General features: G+C 39.6%; 18 protein-coding genes. 5 read left to right on the top strand and 13 right to left on the bottom strand.

What is annotated here, in order from left to right:
- Window positions 1–8 precede the first annotated feature (8 nt).
- Genes G9371_RS12750 through G9371_RS12715 form a run of 8 tightly spaced genes read right to left on the bottom strand, consistent with a single transcriptional unit; the run spans window position 9 to window position 6,765 of the window.
- Entirely contained in the window at window positions 9–962 is a 954-nt protein-coding gene (locus G9371_RS12750) for a PDR/VanB family oxidoreductase (RefSeq protein WP_029424782.1), read from the bottom strand.
- A gap of 34 nt (window positions 963–996) precedes the next feature.
- A complete protein-coding gene (locus G9371_RS12745; protein ID WP_029424781.1) occupies window positions 997–1,734 on the bottom strand; it encodes an SDR family NAD(P)-dependent oxidoreductase in 738 nt (245 codons plus the stop codon).
- 10 nt (window positions 1,735–1,744) lie between these two features.
- On the bottom strand, window positions 1,745–2,230 hold the full coding sequence (locus tag G9371_RS12740) for an aromatic-ring-hydroxylating dioxygenase subunit beta (RefSeq protein WP_017394039.1): 486 nt from the start codon (window positions 2,228–2,230) through the stop codon (window positions 1,745–1,747).
- A 10-nt stretch (window positions 2,231–2,240) separates the two neighbouring features.
- A complete protein-coding gene (locus tag G9371_RS12735; protein ID WP_029424780.1) occupies window positions 2,241–3,518 on the bottom strand; it encodes an aromatic ring-hydroxylating oxygenase subunit alpha in 1,278 nt (425 codons plus the stop codon).
- Between the two features lie 29 nt (window positions 3,519–3,547).
- Window positions 3,548–4,075, bottom strand: coding sequence for a nuclear transport factor 2 family protein (locus G9371_RS12730; RefSeq protein WP_029424779.1), 528 nt, complete (start codon window positions 4,073–4,075; stop codon window positions 3,548–3,550).
- 10 nt (window positions 4,076–4,085) lie between these two features.
- A complete protein-coding gene (locus G9371_RS12725; RefSeq protein WP_000387554.1) occupies window positions 4,086–4,445 on the bottom strand; it encodes a hypothetical protein in 360 nt (119 codons plus the stop codon).
- Between the two features lie 25 nt (window positions 4,446–4,470).
- Window positions 4,471–5,619: an acyl-CoA dehydrogenase family protein gene (locus tag G9371_RS12720; RefSeq protein ID WP_080593013.1), complete on the bottom strand. Its 1,149-nt coding sequence runs from the start codon at window positions 5,617–5,619 to the stop codon at window positions 4,471–4,473.
- Between the two features lie 36 nt (window positions 5,620–5,655).
- Window positions 5,656–6,765: an amidase gene (locus G9371_RS12715; RefSeq protein WP_029424778.1), complete on the bottom strand. Its 1,110-nt coding sequence runs from the start codon at window positions 6,763–6,765 to the stop codon at window positions 5,656–5,658.
- 150 nt (window positions 6,766–6,915) lie between these two features.
- On the opposite strand from G9371_RS12715, the gene G9371_RS12710 reads away from it, so the two are divergent.
- The 3 genes from G9371_RS12710 to G9371_RS12700 all read left to right on the top strand — a co-directional run bounded on the left by G9371_RS12710 (window position 6,916) and on the right by G9371_RS12700 (window position 10,499).
- Window positions 6,916–7,383: a MarR family winged helix-turn-helix transcriptional regulator gene (locus G9371_RS12710; protein WP_002121038.1), complete on the top strand. Its 468-nt coding sequence runs from the start codon at window positions 6,916–6,918 to the stop codon at window positions 7,381–7,383.
- Window positions 7,384–7,783: 400 nt separating this feature from the next.
- Complete coding sequence (locus G9371_RS12705; protein WP_029424777.1) at window positions 7,784–9,133, top strand: spinster family MFS transporter; 1,350 nt, start codon at window positions 7,784–7,786, stop codon at window positions 9,131–9,133.
- A gap of 109 nt (window positions 9,134–9,242) precedes the next feature.
- On the top strand, window positions 9,243–10,499 hold the full coding sequence (locus G9371_RS12700) for an OprD family outer membrane porin (RefSeq protein WP_029424776.1): 1,257 nt from the start codon (window positions 9,243–9,245) through the stop codon (window positions 10,497–10,499).
- Window positions 10,500–10,534: 35 nt separating this feature from the next.
- Here the strand turns inward: G9371_RS12700 and G9371_RS12695 are convergent, their stop codons facing one another.
- From G9371_RS12695 to G9371_RS12680, 4 genes are read right to left on the bottom strand one after another with little or no spacing between them, the layout of a single operon-like run.
- Window positions 10,535–11,278: an SDR family oxidoreductase gene (locus tag G9371_RS12695; protein ID WP_165471275.1), complete on the bottom strand. Its 744-nt coding sequence runs from the start codon at window positions 11,276–11,278 to the stop codon at window positions 10,535–10,537.
- A 15-nt stretch (window positions 11,279–11,293) separates the two neighbouring features.
- Window positions 11,294–11,992 (bottom strand): histidine phosphatase family protein, encoded by a 699-nt coding sequence (locus G9371_RS12690; protein WP_029424774.1) that lies wholly within the window; start codon window positions 11,990–11,992, stop codon window positions 11,294–11,296.
- A complete protein-coding gene (locus G9371_RS12685; protein WP_029424773.1) occupies window positions 11,989–13,110 on the bottom strand; it encodes a phosphotransferase family protein in 1,122 nt (373 codons plus the stop codon). Before G9371_RS12685 ends, G9371_RS12690 begins: the two co-directional genes overlap by 4 nt.
- 17 nt (window positions 13,111–13,127) lie before the next feature.
- Window positions 13,128–14,369, bottom strand: a complete 1,242-nt coding sequence (locus G9371_RS12680) for an acyl-CoA dehydrogenase family protein (RefSeq protein WP_029424772.1) — start codon at window positions 14,367–14,369, stop codon at window positions 13,128–13,130.
- 88 nt (window positions 14,370–14,457) lie between these two features.
- Here G9371_RS12680 and G9371_RS12675 point away from each other — a divergent pair, with 88 nt between their 5' ends.
- Together G9371_RS12675 and pcaU are read left to right on the top strand one after the other, a co-directional pair.
- Window positions 14,458–15,378, top strand: a complete 921-nt coding sequence (locus G9371_RS12675; protein WP_029424771.1) for a LysR family transcriptional regulator — start codon at window positions 14,458–14,460, stop codon at window positions 15,376–15,378.
- Between the two features lie 42 nt (window positions 15,379–15,420).
- Complete coding sequence (pcaU, locus tag G9371_RS12670; protein ID WP_000030961.1) at window positions 15,421–16,233, top strand: IclR family transcriptional regulator PcaU; 813 nt, start codon at window positions 15,421–15,423, stop codon at window positions 16,231–16,233.
- Between the two features lie 92 nt (window positions 16,234–16,325).
- Here pcaU and G9371_RS12665 read toward each other — a convergent pair whose 3' ends face one another.
- A complete protein-coding gene (locus G9371_RS12665) occupies window positions 16,326–17,192 on the bottom strand; it encodes an MBL fold metallo-hydrolase (RefSeq protein WP_001187012.1) in 867 nt (288 codons plus the stop codon).

Genomic DNA, 17,192 nt, shown 5'->3' with positions numbered 1-17,192 from the left:
CGAGAGCATTAGATATCTAAAACTAGTCTCGGTGTTTTAGAGCGTGAACAGCACACCAATATTTGCTCATTGCTGGCCTTTTCTTCGTCAGTAAAATAAACATCTCTGTGATCTGGTTCGCCTTCAATTACATCGCACATACAGGTTCCGCATACGCCTTGCTCGCAAGACATTTCAATCTCGATGCCTTCTTTAGCCAAAGCTTGCAAAATGGTTTCGCCAGCTTCGACCATAATGATTTTTCCGCTACGCTCAGCCACTACCTCAAATGAATCTCCCGAGGTGTCAGTTTCGACTTGGAAATACTCTTTGTGGATTTGCTGCTCAGGAAAATCGTGAGTCATGGCGAGGTTAATCACCCAATCCATGAAACCGACTGGACCACAGGTATAAATATGACTTTCCGAGTCAATATCTTTAATGGCAGATTCAAAAAATGCTCTGTGGCTTGCGCCTTCAGATTTAAAATGGAAAGTTGTGTATTGTGCTAACACACCATTTTTAATTTCATCAACAAAAGCACATTTTTCAGGGCTAGCACCACAGTAGTGAAGCTCAAATGATGCACCTTCATGTGCAAGTTGATATGCCATCGTGATTAATGGCGTAATCCCGATTCCACCGCCAATTAACACACTGTGCTTGGCTTTTAAAAGTGGGAATAAGTTTTTCGGCTCACTGACCTGAATTTGCATACCATCTTTAATTTCATCAAATGCAGAAATCGAGCCGCCACGTGATTCAGGGTCACGTAAAATTCCAAGGCGAAACTTACCTTCGTCATTTGGATTTTGGCAAAGCGAATATTGGCGCACCATACCATTCGGTAAGTGCACATCAATATGTGCACCGGGTTCAACCTTTGGTAATGCAGCAGAAGTTGCAGATTCAAACTCCATAACTGCAATATTTCCACCTTCCACATGGCGATTTTTAACGACAACATCATAAAGTGTAGTCATGATTCAACTCCCTTTTCATGCCTAAGCTTGTGGCTTAACGCATGAATAAACCACCGTTAATATCCCATGTTGCACCAGTCACAAAACTCGCATTTGGACTCGCAAGCAACCCACAGGTTTCAGCAATAAAATGCATACTTCCTAAGGCTTTAACCGGAATATTCTGGATGAACTGTTCCATTTTTTCGTCTGGCACCACACTATGAACGATTGGTGACTCCATTGGTCCCGGCGCAACCGCATTGACCGTCACACCTTTTGCCGCAAACTCTTTGGCAAAAATTTTGGTTAATGTCACAATGGCACCTTTGGTTGCCGCGTAGTGTGCACCCGTTGCAGTACCGCCGTTTTGTCCCGCCAAAGACGCCATATTAATGATGCGTCCATAACCTTTTTTGACCATATATTGGCCAATAATTTGACAAGCTTGAAAGGTGCCGCGTTGGTTAACTTGGGTCACCCAATCAAAATCGGCTGCGGTAATTTCTAATACGGGCGTTGCTTTAGTGACGGTAGCATTGTTAATTAACACATCAAGTTTAGAAAATTTCTCTTCAATCCATTGCACCGCTGCATGAAAATCTGCCTCGACCGAAATATCCAGCTTTAAAGGAAATATATTTTGGGCATACTGACTTTGTGCTTTGGCATTTTCGGCTTTTTCAAGCGTACTTGCCGACAAAATTACTTGATGACCTTGGCTCGCAAAATATTCAGCAATCACATTACCGAGTCCAGAAGCAGCACCTGTCACTAAAACAACCTGTTTCATGTTACCGCTCCTAAAGAATGTAGCTAATACCAGCCAAGGTATCGGTTGAGTTAACCAAGTTAATAATTTTACGGTTAATCTTAAAACCAGTATCGGTATCACGAGTTAGATGGTACGTAATATCGGCCGTGTAATGCTTGAGGTTTTCTTTACGAAATTCACGTAGGTTTTGAGCACAGCGTAAAACGATTTCATCATCTTGTTCTTGAATCACCCGTACTCGCGAAATGCTGCGTACCGTATTCGCTTTCGGTGCCGTAGAAATTGCCTCACCATTTTCGAGTCGTTCTACACGTAACTTACGCATATGATTATCGTCATAGGCATAATTTAAGTTGTTTTCGTAGTCTGTGAGGTTCGGGTCAATCGGAATGATATAAACGCCCTTTTCATTCCATAAATTAAGCCATTCACGGTACTCGCTGTGGTCTAACATATCTGCTTCAGCCCAGATGAAAGCAGTGACTTCATTTAATAATTGCAGATTCATATTCATTGCTCTCTCCTTAAGCTGTCATCATCTTTTTCCACTGCTGATATGCAGCACGCATACCTGTTTCAGCACTGACATCACTTTTTAAGCCATCTTCAGTTTTGACTTCGCCTGGTAAACCACGGTTGAGCATGATCCATAAATCATTACCGGCATTGGCACCATGTTGTACGCGTTCCCAAGCTTCAGAGTCATCTGGCGTACCAAAACCAAATGGGCCTTGGAAATGTTCATGCAACCGTAAGCGATATTGATTGGCAATTTGTGGACCGCCATCCATCGTAATCACCGAGTGATGAATCTCTGTTTCAGCGACTGAAATTGGCTGTAACACACGGAAGAACGCCATTGAACATGCAATATTCGGGAATAAATTTAAGTTAAATCCAGAACCACCCACTGCACGGACAATACGGCGTACTTCTAACTCTTCATGGCCTTCATCACGCAAAGCTTGAGCCAAGTCTTCAAAACGCTCTTGAATTGGTCGCTCCATTAAGTCTTCTTCTAAATCGACCAGTTCAGGAATCATCACCATGACACTGTGACCGTTGCCTAAGTCTTCAACAAAGCCTGGCTGGTTTTCAAAGTTAAAGAGTTCTTCGGTTTTTTCATCTACAGAACTTAAGAATGACTTGTGTACCAACGGGAAGTGATATGCATCGGTGGTATTTTCAAGCTGGATTTTCCAGTTACCCGGAAAACGGAAGCGGTGTTCACCCAACACTTTAATTGGATAACCCGCACCTTGTTTCATAAACAGGTCGATCCATTTTTTTGCTGGTCCAAGGAACTCTTCAAGCGGTTGAATGTCTTCTTTAAATGAAGCGAAGATCATACCGTTATATTCTTCTACCCGTAGACTCACCAGCGGTAATTCTGACTTATCTAAACAATCGCCGTAACTTTCCGGAGATGGCACACCACGTAAACTACCGTCAAGTGCATAACTCCAACCGTGGTACGGACATACAAAACTATTAGTTTTTCCTTTTTTATGTTCACATACGGTTGCTGCACGGTGACGGCAACGGTTTAAAAGTACATGGACTTTCTTTTTACGGTCACGCACCACAACCACAGGCTGTTTACCGATGTTAATCGTTTTATAGCTTCCACCTTCCGGAATTTCACTCGCGTGTGCAACCCACACCCAAGTGCTATAAAAGATTTTTTCCATTTCTTCATCAAAAATGCGTTCATCTTTATAAAGAGAAGTATGAGCACGGTCACTTTGAACCAAAGCATCGTAATCAGTGCCAATGTTATGCGTCGGGATAATACTGTTCATATCAATAGTCCTTTTAAATATGTCCTGGGTCATTCCTGGGAAGGTACCGGCAATTCGGCTTCACTGTGCCAATGCGATACCGGACGACTGAAAATATTCTGTGTTTGGAAATGTTTAATTTTCCATGTTCCATCTGCTTGCTTTTGAAACTTCACATTGAGCTTTGCTGCATTCAGATGACTACGGCCATCTTTAAAGGTTGAAGTTTGCAACATGAGCCAAGAAGCATTTGCATCATTTTGATTTACATAAATTTGTTCTGAATTTACAAAGTGTGCATTCATAACAAAGTGAGATTCTTTTTGGGTATAGCTTTTAAACATGTCGTAAATCGACTGCCAAGAATCATAACGGCCAAAAGATTTGGCATATTTCTCGCCAATACCTTCCCAAATACAGTCCTGATCAAAAAGATTCATTAGCTCATCAAGGTCTGTATTTGCATTAAGCTCGTCGCAGATTTCCATATAGCGATTCAGGCAGTTACGAATTGCATTGTGCGCTTCTAACTGTTCTAGTCGCTCTATGATTTTTGCAATATTCACTTTGTCAGTCATTGCGGTCGCCTTAACGTTGAATAATCAATTCACGCCCAACACGAGCTTCAACTTTGCAGTATTTCCAAAGTTTGTATGGACCTTCACCCACCACAGTCGTTCTAAACAAGTTACAAGCCGCGTGTACGGTTTCAATATCCGGAACATCTGCAAGCAAGTAGGTTGTCCAAGGCCAACCTGCACTTGGGCCAACCATGCTTTGGTCATCATCAAGATTTCCAAAAACATGCACGCCCGGTAAGTCATGAATGCCATTCCACATTTCACCAAACGCTGCCCAAACCGCTTTTGCTTCAGCTGGCTCTGCGTCAAAAAAGTTTTGGTTAATACCCATGCAGAATAAAACGCGTAATGATTTTTTAGCTTCCATCTCAATATCCTTTTAAAAATTAAACTTATAAATAACCTGGGGTTGGCTTTAATCCGAAACTGATTGAGCCTGCATTTTGTAAAGTCGCATCGCCCATAAAGGCATGCTGAGTCACCACGTTGGTGTCATTCACAAAACGGCTAAATGGATTGTTGGTATAGATCGCTGTCATGCCCGCGAGCATTTGCATTTTTCGGGTCACTTTGGCGCAAACTCGCGCTGCATGGGTACATGCCAAACGCATATCGCTAATCTGTTCAGCAGTTGCTTCACGACCAGCAATAATTTCATTCCAAACAATGTCCATGGTTTGATAAAACCAAGACTTTGCCGCCTGAAACTCTGCATCAGCTTGAGCAAACTCATATTGAGTCACTGGGCGGTTGGCAATTTCTGACCCGCCCGTAATCGATGCTTTACCCGGTGCTAATTTTTCAAATTCTTCTAATGCGGCAGCTGCAACCCCAATACCCACCACGGTTAATACTTGAGTCGCTAAAGACAGGGACGGATATTTAAAAAATGGCTCACTTAGTTTTGAAGGTTCACCACGTACAAAGGTCCATTTCTTTTCGACCAATACATCTTCGACCACCAAATCATGGCTTCCCGTACCTTTTAGACCAACGGTGTCCCAAGTCATTTCAATTTTGGCTTTTTTTGCAGGCATCACTGCCATGCGTGGTAAGCCTTGCATTTCATTGTTTTTAAGCGGTGAAATCCCCACGCCAACAATGTCAGCTCCCATACAGCCGCTGGAAAATTTCCAACGTCCACGAACTACTACACCTTCATCGGTAATTTCAGCAGGTTGTGGCGGAAAAATACCTCCAGCAAACACCACATCTGGGCCGTTTTGGTACAATTCTTTCAGTGTTTCTTCAGGCAAACTTCCTAAATACGCAGGGCTCATACCGAAACTTGCCACCCAACCGACTGAACCATCAGCTTTAGATAAAGTCTCGATCAATTCGCAAAACTGCCGTGGTGACCATTCTTCGCCACCAAAACGTTTAGGAACTAATGCACGGTAAACACCAATCTGCTTAAGTTTTTCGATAATGTCTTGGCTCACGTAGGCCTGATTATCAAACTCACCTGTACAGGCACGCTCACGAATTTCTTGGCACAAAGCGTCTAAGTCAACTGCTTTGTCTTGAGAAGCAAACTCCATTTTAGACAACTTATTCATCATCTAACTCCTTGTAATTTATTGCATTGCATCAACACAAAATTTAGCTATAGCGCATAATTGCTCATCTTTTTGATGCTTCGATACGATCTGTAAGCCCACAGGTAAACCTTCACTGGTTTCAAGTGGCACTGAAATGACAGGATGTCCTGATAAATTAAATGGTCGAACTAAAGCTGTAAGATTCAAAAAAGCGACCGTGTTTTCAGCTTCAGAAACTTTTGGTGGAATTTGTGGAAGTGTCGGTAGAACCAATGCATCATATTTTTCTAATAAAGCATCGAGTTCTTGGGTCAGCTGTGCTCTCACAACTTCTGCTTGTTTCACTTGCTCTAAAGTTGTTGCGGCAGCTTTTAATAAACGACCATTTACATCAGAACCAATTAAGCCCGTTTGAGTTAATTCACCAAAAGCTTGCCAATTTTCATAATTAATAATCTGCATGCCTGCATCATAAGCCGCTTCAAAATGTTCAACTTTTTCTAAAACGGTCTCTAAATTCGCTTTTTGAAGTGCCTGACAAATACAGTTCCAAATAATCTCATCTGCTTTTACATCTAAAACAGCAATTTTTGGTGCACTAGTAAATTCAGTAGGTTTAAAAGTTGGATCAATAATTTGCATGGCCTTTTCAATCATCTCGACTGAATTCGCAAAAGGACCAACGCAATCTAAAGAACTTGACGGCGGATATACACCTTTTCTGCTCACGCGACCAAAAGTCGGTTTTAAACCAAAAACTCCGCAGCATGCAGCAGGCATACGAATAGAGCCACCCGTGTCTGTGCCTAGAGTAAAGTCAGCTTGTTTAGCAGCAACTGCCGCAGCCGAACCACTTGAAGATCCGCCTGGGATAAGTTCAGGATATTTAGGATTGATGGGTGTACCAAAAGCGTGATTAATGCCTGTAATACCAAAAGCCAATTCGTGCAAATTTGTTTTCGCAATAATTTCACAATCTGCTTTTAGAATGTTTTTAACAACCTCGGCATCATCTTGAGCAGGTTCAACATTTAATAAAGCTCGACTGCCAGCAATGGTTTTTAGACCTTGAATATCAATTGTGTCTTTCACCATGACCTTGAGCTTGCCACTTCCTTTGTGCACGCTTTGGCTAATAATATTCATTCACTTTTCCATGTATTTTTATTGATTAATTAAAATATCGGAAAATTTAATGGAATTGTCAAGTATTTTTTTATAATTTGTTCTCAAGGAAATATGCAAAATTTTGTTTATAATAGGATTACCCTTTTTTCACTAAGTTATTGCTTAGCTATGCTTGATCATTTAGAACAATTTCTTCCTAATAAAGAACCGTCGAGTATTCAAAATTTTCCTTTTTTTTGGGTTTCCCAAGTGAATGGAAAGTATTCACAACTGATTGAAAAATCAATAAAAAAGCTAGGTATTGATAATACACGCCGTAAAATTATTTTAAGTACTAATGCCCTTGGGGAAGCCAGTATTACCGACATTGCCAATCTTTCTACTTTAAAGTTAACGACGGCAACAAAAGCTGTATATCGCTTGGTAGAAGATGGAATTGTCGAGGTCTACTCTTCTACTTCTGATGAACGGATCTCAATGGTGAAATTAACGGCCAAAGGTATTGAGCTGGTTGAACAGATTAATCAAATTAGTGTGGTCACCTTGGCAGGCATCCTGAATGCTTTTTCAGAAGACGAGCTACATAATTTAAATACCCAGTTAAAGAAATTATTTGACCTGATGCCATCCAGCTAAATATTTCTCATCATGATAAATTAGCTCTCTTAGAGCAGTTAAAAATTTTCTTTTCTTTAGCTGCTCTTTTGTTAAAACAATAAAAATTAATAAAATCAAATTTTTATATAACAAATTTATCTATATATAATTACTTAACATACTTTTTAGGTATTCTAACATACTCAATAAGTAATGGAATTTTACATATAAAAAGAAAATAATAATTCCATGATCTTAAAAATCCCATTAACTCCTAATTGGGTTTAGACGCACTCTTCCGGTCTGTACGAGACCAAATTACTCATTTCTAGCCTATTTATTATTCTTATCTAAAAGGGGGAAATATCGAAAATTTTAGAGGAATAATAAAAGTTAGATATCAATTTCTTTAAGCGTTTTATACATAAGGATTAAGTGTATGAACCAAAGTAATATCGCTGTTGAAAGGACACAGAAGAAAAGCAATGCATATGCATGGTATGTGGTCATACTTTGTATGTTGGCATATATAATTTCATTTATTGACCGCCAAATTCTGGCGCTGATGATTGAACCCATCAAAGCAGATCTCCAACTTTCAGATACACAATTTAGCTTATTACATGGCCTCGCCTTCTCACTGTTTTATGCGGTTATGGGTTTACCCTTAGCCTATATTGCTGACCGTTTTTCACGACCAAAATTAATTTCAATCGGGATTATTGTTTGGAGTCTGGCAACAGCAACTTGCGGTTTAAGTAAAAACTTTATTCAACTGTTCTTAAGCCGTATGGCGGTAGGTGTCGGTGAAGCGGCTTTATCTCCAGCGGCTTATTCAATGTTTAGCGACATGTTTAGTAAGGACAAACTGGGGCGTGCCGTCGGGATCTATTCAATTGGTGCTTTTTTAGGTGGAGGTATTGCCTTCTTAGTTGGCGGTTATGTCATTAACTTGCTTAAAGGCGTGACACTCATTGAAGTTCCACTATTAGGCGCACTCAAGGCATGGCAAATTGCCTTTTTAGTAGTGGGTTTACCCGGCATCCTTATTGGTTTGCTATTTATTCTGACCGTTAAAGACCCTGCACGTAAAGGCCAACAACTCAACCAAAATGGACAAGTTGACCAAGTTAAATTCACACAATGTCTTCAGTTTATTAAAAAACATTCGAAAACATTTGCTTGTCATTATTTAGGTTTTACCTTTTATGCAATGGCACTCTATAGCCTAACTAGCTGGACACCTGCATTTTATATTCGTAAGTTTCAACTCGCGCCGACTGAAACAGGCTATATGCTTGGTACCATTCTGTTAGTCGCAAATACATTAGGCGTATTTTGTGCAGGCTGGCTAAATGACTGGTTTATCAAAAAAGGCCGTCAAGATGCGCCGATGTTCACGGGTGTAATTGGTATTGTTGGCCTGATTATTCCAATTGCATTTTTTACCCAAACAGATCAGCTTTGGCTTTCAGTTAGCTTACTGATTCCTGCAATGTTCTTTGCATCTTTCCCTCTAGTGATTTCAGCAACTGCTTTGCAAATGTTAGCCCCAAACCAGTTTAGAGCACGCCTTTCTGCCCTCTTCCTTTTGGTGAGTAACTTAATTGGACTCGGTATTGGCACAACACTGGTAGCCATTATTACAGATAAAGTTTTTGGTAGCCCATTAATGGTGGGTTCTTCTTTATCTATTGTGGGTGGTTTGTCTTGTGTACTGGCTTTAATTCTACTTTTTAAAGGCTGCAAATTCTTTAGTGAAAGCATGAAGCTTGAAAAATTAAATTAATAGGTCTCACCAATTGCAAAAATGTACTCTCTAACTAAACGCTTAGAGAGTACCGAAATATTCAAAATTACGTAGTGCCGAGGATTGGCATACATCTGGGAAATGGATTATGGAATTATTTCACCGTTTTAAACCACACACTTTGGCTGTTGCCACTTTATTACTGATGTGCAGCAACTCATGGGCTGCAAATCCAAATCAGCAGTCCGAAGATGAATGGAAGTTCACGCTAAAGAATGCCTATATCAACCGTGATTTTGATAATGATGCCTTAAAAGATACTGGTAGTTGGTCTCAGGCAGCGTCATTATTTTATAAATCGAAAATGCATGACACCCCGTTAGTCATTGCAGACAAGCCAATCACGATTGGGGCTGATGCTTCTGTCCAATACGCCGTGCGCTTGAGTTCAGACAAACATGTCGCAGATACTGTTCTGCCTTTTAATAAAGAGACTCAGTCACAAGCATCAGACTATCTAAAATACGGCGCGACCTTAAAACTCGGCTATGACAAAACACTTTTAAGTGTCGGTGAACTCTGGCTAGATTTACCTGTCACTGCTGTAGATGCTAGTCGTCAGTTACTCACATCGTATTGGGGAACCAACTTAAAGTCTCAACTGTCAGATCAACTCTATGCTGAAATTGGCCGAGTGGAAAAAGTGTCGCCACGAAATGAAGAAGACTTTAAAAAGTTTTCTTTCACATCAAATGGAATTACCAAAGAATCTGATGGTTTGAACTACATTGACCTGCGCTATCAATTTACGCCGTCTTTAAAAGGCGAATATTACTTCGGTAATTTGGAAGATCTGTATAACAAGCATTATGTAGGACTTGAACATACGTGGAAGCAACCAAGTTTTGCTCTGACCTCTAAGTTTAAATACTTCAATGCAAAAGATGATGGCAATACTTTTGATATTGATGCGCAGAACATTGGATTACTTGAAACCGTTAAAGTAAAAAACCACACATTTGGCTTGGGTTACCAACAGATTATTGGTGAATCAGCTTACCCATTACCAGATGGTTTCTTACCAGAAACGTATTTCATTAACTGGAATGCTACAGGTTTCTTTAAAGAAGATGAAAAGTCTTACCATGTCATGTATGGCTACGATTTTAAAGATTATGTGCCAGGCCTAAATGCGATGGTGAAATATGTTTACGGACATGACTTTAAAGCAGCTAATGGTGAAAAAAACCACGAAACCGAGTCAAATGTGATTTTAAACTACGCATTTCAGCAACCGTTCCTAAAAGGCGTGGCCCTGCAATATATTCGTATTGATTACAATGTAAAACATGGCAATGACTTTGGTGAAGATCGCTTGTTTGTCAATTACACTAAAAAATTCTAAATAAAAAATACCCCCTAAACTTTAGGGGGTATTTTTTATCCTAATTTATTGACCAACTTTAAAGGCAAAACCTTCATGGCAATACTCATGGGTAACCACGGCCACTGTGGCACATAAGCTTTTACAGGTTGCTTTTCGATCGCTTTGACCAAAGCTTTACATCCTGTTTTGGCATCGACTTCAAAAGGTAAATGTTTAGCACCTTCATTCATTTCAGTTCGGATGTAACCCGGGAAAATGGTTGAGACTTTAATTGGAGTATCTAGTAATTCAGCACGAATACCCTCGGCCAAGTGAGCAACTGCAGCTTTACTTGCCGCATAAGTCGATAAATGTTTTGGTAATCCACGCATCGCACTCATGGATGACATCACCACCAAATGACCAGCGTTTTGCTCTCTAAAAATTTCAGTCGCCGCCTCACACTGTGCTAAGGCAGAGATAAAGTTTGTTTCAGCTGTGGCTCTGTTAATTTCAAAATTACCTTTACCAATACGACGGCCATTGCCTACTCCGGCATTTACAATAATTCGGTCTAAATAGCCAAATTCTTGTTTAAAGGCACGAAATACTTCAAAAACCTGATCGTAATCGGTTACGTCCAAACTTTTCGCAATGACTTTAATACCGTACTGATTCTCAAGTTCCGTTTTTAAATCTTCCAATCTGTCTAAACGGCGTGCACAAATCGCCAAGTTATAACCTTTCACTGCAAATTCATGCGCCATACCTGCGCCTAATCCAGAACTTGCGCCTGTAATTAAAATCGTCTTTGCCATGCTTTTATCCTTATTTTAAATCCATGTCAGTAAATCTGGACGCTTAGCTTTTATAAAATGATGTTCATTTAAACTTAAAACTTGAGCTTCATTTCCAACCAAACGCAAAGTCGTGAGGCTTGTATTCGCGATTGCCCAATTCAACGCAAAAGTTCGATTAGGGCTAAGTTCAAGCAATTTTCCGATTGCTACAGAAATCACACCACCAGAGGTAAAAACTACTGCATAGCGAGGTTTAGTTTTTGCTAACTCATCACAAAGTTGCTGCAATGCTGTTTCGACTCTTTCTTTAAAGTGTGGCCAAGACTCATCATATTCATGATGGAAATCACCATCTGTCCATCGTCCAATGGCATTTTCGAATATTTTGGCAAGATATGCGCGAGGGTTCTGTTCTTGTGCTACATCAGCTTTTAAAAGTTCAGGCTGTTCAAAACGCGGTTCGTAACGAGCGAAAACCTGTTGGTGGTTAAATTCATTCCATAAATTATTATGATGAATCATCGCATCTGGAAAGCATTCATTGAGTGCGAGCTTTGCAGTTTGCTCGTGGCGCTGCATAGTTCCAGCAACCACATAAGGTTTTTCTTTCAATATTTGCTTAAAATATTGGCCTAATAAAGTCGCTTGAGCTTCACCATTTTCAGACAACTCATCATAGTTACTTTTACCAAATGATGCCTGCCCATGTCTTACCAGATAAATTGTGGTCATTTTCTTAAAATACCCTGTATTTTCTGTAGAGATTGCTGAGCAAATTCTGAGTCTTGCAGTTTTTGCTGCGCGATAAGTTTTAAAGCTCGAATATGTAGCGCATGAATGACAATCCAGAAATCTTTAAAAGCAGGGTTTCGGGTTTGTTTATGGTAATAACGATAATAGATTTGCTGGGCAATCACGGCTAATCGGAATACACCAAACACTTCATAAAAAGCCCAGTTTTGAGGGTCCAATCCTGTTTTTTGCAAATAATATTCAACGACTTCTTTACGAGAGAACATTCCCTTTAAGTGAGTCGGCTGACGGCGTGTTGATCTAAAAATCATATTATCCGTTGGCTCAACCCAATAAGCCAAAGCGCTACCCAAATCCATTAATGGATCCCCCAAGGTCGCCATTTCCCAATCCAATACACCAATCACTTTTATTGGATGCTCTGGATCTAAAATCACATTATCAAAACGCCAATCATTGTGAATAATACAAGTTGTAGAATCTTGAGGGATATTATCGTTTAGCCATTTTCGAACATATTTAAATGAAGGAACGTTGATTGTGCGGACTTTTTCATAGCGTTTATCCCAACCTTCAACTTGTCTACGGCAATATCCTGTACCTTTGCCTAGTTCAGCTAAAGGCGTGTTTTCATAAGGAACTTGATGTAACTCAATCAACTTATCAATAACATTGACACAAAGCTCATGAACATCTTCTTCATTAAAACCAAGTTCAGGCGGTAATTTTGCACGAGGAATAATGCCTTCAATCCGTTCCATGACATAAAAATCACAGCCAATGACCGATTCGTCCTGACAAAGTGCAACCATTTTAGGAAGCACTGGATAATAAGGCGCAAGATTTTTCTGCACCATATATTCACGGGCCATGTCGTGGGCTGACTTCGCTTTTGTTCCTTTTGGGGGACGTCGCAAAATTAAATCGGTATTTTCATATTTTAAACGATAAGTCCAATTCGACGCCCCGCCCGTATATTGAGTAACGACTGCTGGGCCAACCAATTCAACCCCTTGGTTTTTTAACCAGTTTTCAACTGCCCCAATATCAAGCTCTTCACCTTCACGTACTTCACCGCCTACATCAATTACCGACATATTCACTTCCTTTAAACTTATACTTTCTTATGACGACCATAACCACGTTTGGCCAACTCTAATTTGGCAATCATGCCTTTATGTACTTCATCTGGGCCATCAGCTAAACGTAAACTGCGAGCTTGGGCAAAGAAACCCGTTAATGGCGTATCTCTTGAAACGCCCGCACCGCCATGTAGCTGAATCGCCATATCGACTACTTTTTCTAAAACACTCGGAGCAACCACTTTAATTGCAGATATTTCTGTTAAAGCAGCCATATTCCCTAAAGTATCCATTTTATAAGCAGCATACAAGGTTAAAAGTCTGGCTTGATCTATGGCGACTCGAGCATCAGCCACGCGTTCGAGGTTTCCACCGAGTTTTAAAATTTCTTTACCAAACGCCGTTCTAGCCATGCCACGATCAATCATGAGTTCTAGCGCTTTTTCAGCAGCCCCAATACAGCGCATGCAATGGTGAATACGTCCTGGCCCTAAACGCCCTTGTGCAATTTCAAAACCTTGGCCCGCTCCACCAATAAAGTTTTCAATAGGCACTCGAACATTATTAAAGTGAACTTCACCGTGTCCATGTGGCGCATCGTAGTCACCAAACACAGGTAACATACGTTGAATTTCGACACCCGCCGTATCAATCGGTACTAAAACCATAGAGTGTTGATGGTGGCGGTCTTTAGTTTCATCTGGAGTATGGGCCATAAAAATAATGACTTTAGCATTTGGATCACCTAAACCAGACGACCACCATTTTTTGCCATTTAAAACAATTTTATTACCGTCAATGAGTGCGGTCGCTTGCATGTTGGTTGCATCACTTGATGCAACATCAGGTTCAGTCATGCAAAAAACCGAGCGAATTTTTCCGTCCAATAAAGGCTCTAACCATTGCTGTTTTTGCTGCTCACTGCCATAGCGCCATAACACCTCCATATTTCCCGTATCTGGTGCATTACAGTTAAAAACGGTTGGTGCCAATAAACTGCGGCCAGTCAATTCAGCAATATGTGCATATTCTTGAACAGTTAACCCAGCACCTAGCTTTTCATCGGGTAAAAACATATTCCAAAGACCAGCTTGTTTAGCTTTAGATTTTAGAGTTTCTAAAAGCTCGGGCCACTGCCATTTTTTCCAGTTTCCATCTGGATTTAACTCATGAACTTCTTCCCAAAATTTTGCTTCGACAGGTTCTATTTCTTCTAAAATAAATTTTTTAGTTCGCTCAGCAAAATCTTGAGCTTTCTTGGAGAGTTCAAACATTCTTTTTCCTTTACATCATTATCTATTCTTTACATCAACATAACTTGAAACTTAATATGAATGAAATGATTTTATTAAATAATGCATCATGAATAATATTCATAACCTACATGGCTTAGACTTAAGTTTTTTTCACCGAATCGATATTAATTTATATCCGCTTTTTATCGCGATTTATGAGCAAAAAAGTATTTCAAATGCGGCAAGTAGTCTCAATATTACGCAGTCAGCAGCAAGTCATGCTTTGCAGCGTTTACGTCAACAACTTGAAGATGATGTATTTATACGTGTAGGTAATAAAATGTCTGCAACGCCTTTTGCAGAACACATTTATCCAACTGTTAAGCAAGCACTTTTAACCATCCAAAATATTAGCCAACAGAGACATGTGTTCGACCCAACAAGTTTAAAAAGCTTAAAAATTGCCGTGCATGACGAAATTGAGCCAATTATTCTTCCAAGATTGGCTCAACATTTTCAAAATCTTAATTTAGATTTGCAGTTTGTCAGTATGAAGCTCGATCGAAAACATATTATGGCGGACTTGGCGACACAACAGCTCGATTTCGTGATTGATCTAGAACAATACTTATCTCCAAAAATTACCTTTGATCATTTGGTCACAGATGATTTCGTTATTTGCAGCCAACTTAAAGAAGTCGATTTAGCTAGTTATATTAATGGACGACACATTGGTGTTTCATCACGCCGTACGGGTGCTTTACTTGAAGATATTTATTTAAACCAACACCAAAAAATTTCAAGAAATGTATTTATGCGCTGTCAAAACTACTCAACCGCGTTACAAGTCTTGAGAGCCCAAGCCGACGCAATACTCACCATGCCCCGTATGATTTTGCAGCATTTATCTTATAGCCCTAAGATTCGGTTACATTCTCTACCTTTTGAGATGACCAATATTAAAATGGGTATGTTTTGGCACGAAGATTTAAGGGATAATTTAAGGCATCAATTTTTGCGACATGAAATTATTAAACTTTTTCAGTAAAGCAAATTGATCTACTAAGCTTCTATCGTACAAGGATCAGTAATGAGTAAAGATGAACGGATAATCCAGAATCAAGACAACAAAAAAACGATTCGTCATGAAGATTACATTGCTGGCATTGGTAAAGGCATGGCGATTTTAGATAGTTTTAGTAGTAATCAACATCGTTTAAACATTTCTATGGCGGCTGAAAAAACTGGGCTCACCCGAGCGGCAGCAAGACGCCATTTATTAACATTAGAATATTTAGGATATCTTGAGTCAGATGGCCACTATTACTATTTAACCCCAAAGGTTCTTAAATTTTCAGGAGCTTATTTAGGTGCAGCTCAGCTTCCAAAAGTGTCCCAGCCTTTATTAAATCTGTTAACTAACCAGACTTCCCTTATTTATTCAGTGATGGTTCTTGATGGTTATGAAGCCATTACCATTGCCCGTAGTGCCGCGCATCAACAAACCGACCGCGTAAATCCATATGGTTTGCATTTGGGTAATCGCTTACCTGCTCATGCAACTTCAGCGGGTAAAATTTTACTGGCACATTTAAGCCAAGAAGAACAATTGGACTGGCTCCAAAAATATCCGCTTCAACGTTTAACTAAATATACGCATGTCGAAAATGATAAATTTTTAGAGTTACTCAAAGAAATCCGAGAACAAGATTGGTGTTATTCACGTGAAGAGCACGAATTAGGTGTCCATGCGCTCGCCGTACCGATTTATGGACAAGATTTTAAAGTGGTTGCTGCCTTAAACATTGTTTCTCCAACCATGAGAACAACTGAAGAATATTTAATTCAACATATTTTGCCGCTATTGCAAGAGACTGCGCGGGATTTAAGACAAGTTCTTTAAATCTTGCTTAGGCTATTTCCATAAGATTAATTTTATTTTTGCTTAGGCTATTTGAATAAATAAAATGGTCGGAATGTATGCTTAGGCTATTTCTAAAAGTAATTAAATGGGATTTTTAAATAGCGGATGCCATTCGCTTCAGGTTCCGGAAAATTTCCACCGTTCATATTAATTTGAATTGAAGGCAGAATTAATTTTGGCATTGCCAAAGTAGCATCTCTTTCTTGACGCATTTTTATGAATGATTCTTTGGAAACTCGTCGATTTAAATGGATATTGCTTTGCTTTTGAGTTTTTATATCTGTTTGACAGATATATTCATCACGACCTTCGGGCTTATAGTCATGGCATAGAAACATACGCATATCGTCAGGAAGTGTATAAAGCTTTTGTACCGAATCATAAAGCTCAGCAGCACTTCCTTTAGGAAAGTCGCATCTAGCCGAACCATAATCGGGCATAAATAAAGTATCCCCGACAAAAACAGCATCACCAATCACATAGCTTAAACAAGCAGGTGTATGCCCTGGTGTAGGAATGTTATAGGCTTCTATATCCCCTATTTTGAAATGTTCATAATCTTCAAATAGATAATCAAAAGGCTGATTTTCATTAAATTTCTTAAAATCAAAATTATAGATAGCCGAAAATGTTTCTTGTACTACCGAGATTTTTTGACTAATCGCAATTTTACCGCCTAATTTAGATTTTAAATATTGGGCAGCAGTCATATGGTCCGCATGTACATGGGTTTCTAAAATCCATTGCACTTTGAAATTTTGCGCCAAGACATAATCGACGATCAGATCAGCATTAGTTGTTTTTGTAGTGGCCGATGCGGCATCGTAATCAAGCACGCTATCAATAATAGCGCATTGAAGAGTCGCTAAATCTGCAACAACATAGCTAAAAGTATTGGTATTTTCATCAAAAAAATCTTTTACTAGAGGTTGTTGCAT

The organism is Acinetobacter sp. EKM10A (assembly GCF_011075215.1).
Lineage (GTDB): Bacteria > Pseudomonadota > Gammaproteobacteria > Pseudomonadales > Moraxellaceae > Acinetobacter > Acinetobacter baumannii.
This window is presented reverse-complemented; position numbering and strand designations above follow the sequence as displayed.

Excerpts from the sequence above, each read along its gene's own strand:
- G9371_RS12710 (WP_002121038.1), top strand. The coding sequence starts at position 6,916 with ATGCTTGATCATTTAGAACAATTTCTTCCTAATAAAGAACCGTCGAGT.
- G9371_RS12725 (WP_000387554.1), bottom strand. The coding sequence starts at position 4,445 with ATGGAAGCTAAAAAATCATTACGCGTTTTATTCTGCATGGGTATTAAC.
- G9371_RS12750 (WP_029424782.1), bottom strand. The coding sequence starts at position 962 with ATGACTACACTTTATGATGTTGTCGTTAAAAATCGCCATGTGGAAGGT.
- G9371_RS12730 (WP_029424779.1), bottom strand. The coding sequence starts at position 4,075 with ATGACTGACAAAGTGAATATTGCAAAAATCATAGAGCGACTAGAACAG.
- G9371_RS12685 (WP_029424773.1), bottom strand. The coding sequence starts at position 13,110 with ATGTCGGTAATTGATGTAGGCGGTGAAGTACGTGAAGGTGAAGAGCTT.
- G9371_RS12695 (WP_165471275.1), bottom strand. The coding sequence starts at position 11,278 with ATGGCAAAGACGATTTTAATTACAGGCGCAAGTTCTGGATTAGGCGCA.
- G9371_RS12690 (WP_029424774.1), bottom strand. The coding sequence starts at position 11,992 with ATGACCACAATTTATCTGGTAAGACATGGGCAGGCATCATTTGGTAAA.
- G9371_RS12720 (WP_080593013.1), bottom strand. The coding sequence starts at position 5,619 with ATGGAGTTTGCTTCTCAAGACAAAGCAGTTGACTTAGACGCTTTGTGC.
- G9371_RS12675 (WP_029424771.1), top strand. The coding sequence starts at position 14,458 with ATGAATAATATTCATAACCTACATGGCTTAGACTTAAGTTTTTTTCAC.
- G9371_RS12705 (WP_029424777.1), top strand. The coding sequence starts at position 7,784 with ATGAACCAAAGTAATATCGCTGTTGAAAGGACACAGAAGAAAAGCAAT.
- G9371_RS12665 (WP_001187012.1), bottom strand. The coding sequence starts at position 17,192 with ATGCAACAACCTCTAGTAAAAGATTTTTTTGATGAAAATACCAATACT.
- G9371_RS12715 (WP_029424778.1), bottom strand. The coding sequence starts at position 6,765 with ATGAATATTATTAGCCAAAGCGTGCACAAAGGAAGTGGCAAGCTCAAG.
- G9371_RS12745 (WP_029424781.1), bottom strand. The coding sequence starts at position 1,734 with ATGAAACAGGTTGTTTTAGTGACAGGTGCTGCTTCTGGACTCGGTAAT.
- G9371_RS12740 (WP_017394039.1), bottom strand. The coding sequence starts at position 2,230 with ATGAATATGAATCTGCAATTATTAAATGAAGTCACTGCTTTCATCTGG.
- G9371_RS12700 (WP_029424776.1), top strand. The coding sequence starts at position 9,243 with ATGGAATTATTTCACCGTTTTAAACCACACACTTTGGCTGTTGCCACT.
- G9371_RS12680 (WP_029424772.1), bottom strand. The coding sequence starts at position 14,369 with ATGTTTGAACTCTCCAAGAAAGCTCAAGATTTTGCTGAGCGAACTAAA.
- G9371_RS12735 (WP_029424780.1), bottom strand. The coding sequence starts at position 3,518 with ATGAACAGTATTATCCCGACGCATAACATTGGCACTGATTACGATGCT.
- pcaU (WP_000030961.1), top strand. The coding sequence starts at position 15,421 with ATGAGTAAAGATGAACGGATAATCCAGAATCAAGACAACAAAAAAACG.